A 2,382-nucleotide genomic window follows, 5' to 3' on the forward strand; every position below is an offset into this window, starting at 1 on the left:
CTCGGCCGGGAGCGCGACGACCTGCCGGAGCTGGACCGCACGGCCCTGGAGACGGAGCCGGGGCCGCTGCGCGCACGACTCGCCGACGACGGCACCGCGACCGTCTCCGGCGCCGGGCGCGAGGGAACGCCGGCCGCCGTCTGGCGGGCGGCGCTGGATGAGGCGACCGCCGAGCTGGAGCGCCTGCAGCAGATCATGTCGGCCGCGGCGGGCGCGTACGGCCAGGTGGTGATGACCGGCGGATGGGCGCACAGCGAGGCGATGGTCGAGCTGCGCCGCCGGGCCTTCGGCAACGCCCGGCGAAGTACGGCGGTGCAGGCGGGCGCACGGGGCGCGGCTCTGCTGGCCGGTCAAGCGGCGGGAGTGCGCACCGCCATCACCGGTCCGGTCGGCCCGGTCCCCCGGCCTGAGTCCTGACGACCGGGTTCACCCCCAGACATGGCAAGGAGAGTTCATGACTGAGCCGCTGCTTGAGGCCCGTGGCATCCAGAGGAGCTTCGGGCAGGTCCACGCGCTGCGCGGCGCCGACTTCGCGGTGCACGCGGGCGAGATCGTGGCCCTGATCGGCGACAACGGCGCGGGCAAGAGCACGCTGGTCAAGATCTTGTCCGGTGCCGACCAGCCGGACGCGGGCCAGATCCTGGTCGACGGCAGCCCGGTCACGATGCCCAGCCCGCACGCCGCGCGCGACCACGGCATCGAGACCGTCTACCAGGATCTGGCGCTCGCCGCCGACCTGGACCCGGCGGCCAACCTCTTCCTCGGCCGCGAGATCTTCCGGTCGGGGCTGCTCGGCCGCCTCGGCTTCCTCGACAAGCGCGCGATGGCCCGCGACACCGCGAACGAGATGGCGCGGCTCGGCGTACGGCTGAAGGACGCCGCCGCGCCGGTCGCCGCGCTGTCCGGCGGGCAGCGGCAGAGCGTCGCGGTGGCGAGGGCCGCGATGTGGGCCAGCCGCGTGATCTTCATGGACGAACCGACCGCGGCGCTCGGCGTCGTCCAGACCGAACAGGTTCTCCAGCTGGTCCGCCGGGTCCGCGACGAGGGGATCGCGGTCGTGCTGATCAGCCACAACATGCCGCAGGTACTGGAGGTCGCGGATCGGGTCGAGGTGCTGCGGCTCGGCGCCCGGGTGGCGCGGTTCACCGCCGCCGACGCCACCGTCGACGACCTCGTCGCGGCGATGACCAGCGGAACCACAGAGGAGCGTGCCGCATGACGACCGTCGACTCCAGCACCACGACGCAGGAGCCGGCGTCGGTGCCGGCCTGGCGTGCGGTCGGCGACCGCCTGCGCCGCGGCGAGACCGTGCGCATCTTCGGCGCGCTGGTGATCCTGTGCGCGGTCTTCTCGATCCTGCGCCCGCACGCGTTCCCGACCACGGCGAACATCGTCAACATCGCCTCGGACGCGTCGGTGCTGCTCGTCCTCGCGGTCGGCGGGACGTACGTCATCCTCACCGCCGGGATCGACCTGTCCGTGAGCGGCGTGCTCGTCTTCGCGGGCGTCATCTCCGCCAAGATCATGGCCGCGCTCGGCGGTCAGTCGGTCGGCGTGCTGCTCCTCGGCCTGGCCGCCGGACTGGTGTCCGGCCTGGCGTGGGGCCTGATCAACGGGGTGCTGGTCGCCAAGGCGCGCATCCCCGCGCTCATCGTCACGCTCGGCACCATGGGCGCCTCGCAGGGCGCCGCGCTGCTCATCACCAACGGCGTGGACGTGCGCGACGTGCCGTTCAACCTGGTGCTCAGCGTCGGCTCCGGCAAGGTGGCCGGCGTGCCGTGGCTGGTCGTCATCGCCCTGGCCGTGGCCATCGCGGGCGGCATCGTCCTGTCGCAGACGAGGTTCGGCCGCTACACGTACGCGGCCGGCTCGAACGCCGAGGCGCTGCGCCGTACCGGTGTCGCGTCCGCCCGCCACCTGATCAAGGTGTACGCGGTCGCGGGCCTGCTGGCCGGCCTGGCCGGATACCTGTCGCTGGCGCGGTTCGCCACCACGACCCTCGGCGGTCACGCGACCGACAACCTGTCCACCATCGCGGCCGTGGTCATCGGCGGCACGAGCCTGTTCGGCGGCCGCGGAACCATGATCGGCACGGTCATCGGCGTCTTCATCCCGACCGTGCTGCAGAACGGGTTCGTCGTCCTCGGCGTCCAGGCGTTCTGGCAGCAGGTCGCGGTCGGCGTCGTTCTCATCGCCGCCGTCTACCTCGACCAGATGCGACGGGCCGCCCGGCAACGGCCTTAGGGCCTGTTCCGAAGTCCCGCCGTCCGGAACACTCCCCGCCCTCCCAGACACTCGCCCTCCCAGACACTCCCCGCCCGGGACACTCCCCGCCCGGGACACTCCCCGCCCGGGACACTCCCCGCCCGGGACACTCCCCGC

3 protein-coding genes are annotated in these 2,382 nt (G+C 73.0%); all 3 read left to right on the forward strand.

The window, feature by feature from the left end; translation table 11 throughout:
• A partial coding sequence (locus ACFFNX_RS47795) for a hypothetical protein (RefSeq protein WP_378213067.1) occupies positions 1-417 on the forward strand: 417 nt, incomplete at its 5' end.
• Positions 418-454: 37 nt separating this feature from the next.
• Entirely contained in the window at positions 455-1,219 is a 765-nt protein-coding gene (locus ACFFNX_RS47800) for an ATP-binding cassette domain-containing protein (protein WP_378213068.1), read from the forward strand.
• Complete coding sequence (locus ACFFNX_RS47805) at positions 1,216-2,244, forward strand: ABC transporter permease (RefSeq protein ID WP_378213069.1); 1,029 nt, start codon at positions 1,216-1,218, stop codon at positions 2,242-2,244. The genes ACFFNX_RS47800 and ACFFNX_RS47805 overlap by 4 nt, the downstream gene beginning before the upstream one ends.
• Positions 2,245-2,382 lie beyond the last annotated feature (138 nt).

Origin of the sequence: Actinoallomurus acaciae (assembly GCF_042429965.1) — a bacterium.
Lineage (GTDB): Bacteria > Actinomycetota > Actinomycetes > Streptosporangiales > Streptosporangiaceae > Actinoallomurus > Actinoallomurus acaciae.

Bases quoted from the DNA above. Each gene is read 5' to 3' on its own strand.
- ACFFNX_RS47800 (WP_378213068.1), top strand. From the start codon at position 455: ATGACTGAGCCGCTGCTTGAGGCCCGTGGCATCCAGAGGAGCTTCGGG.
- ACFFNX_RS47805 (WP_378213069.1), top strand. From the start codon at position 1,216: ATGACGACCGTCGACTCCAGCACCACGACGCAGGAGCCGGCGTCGGTG.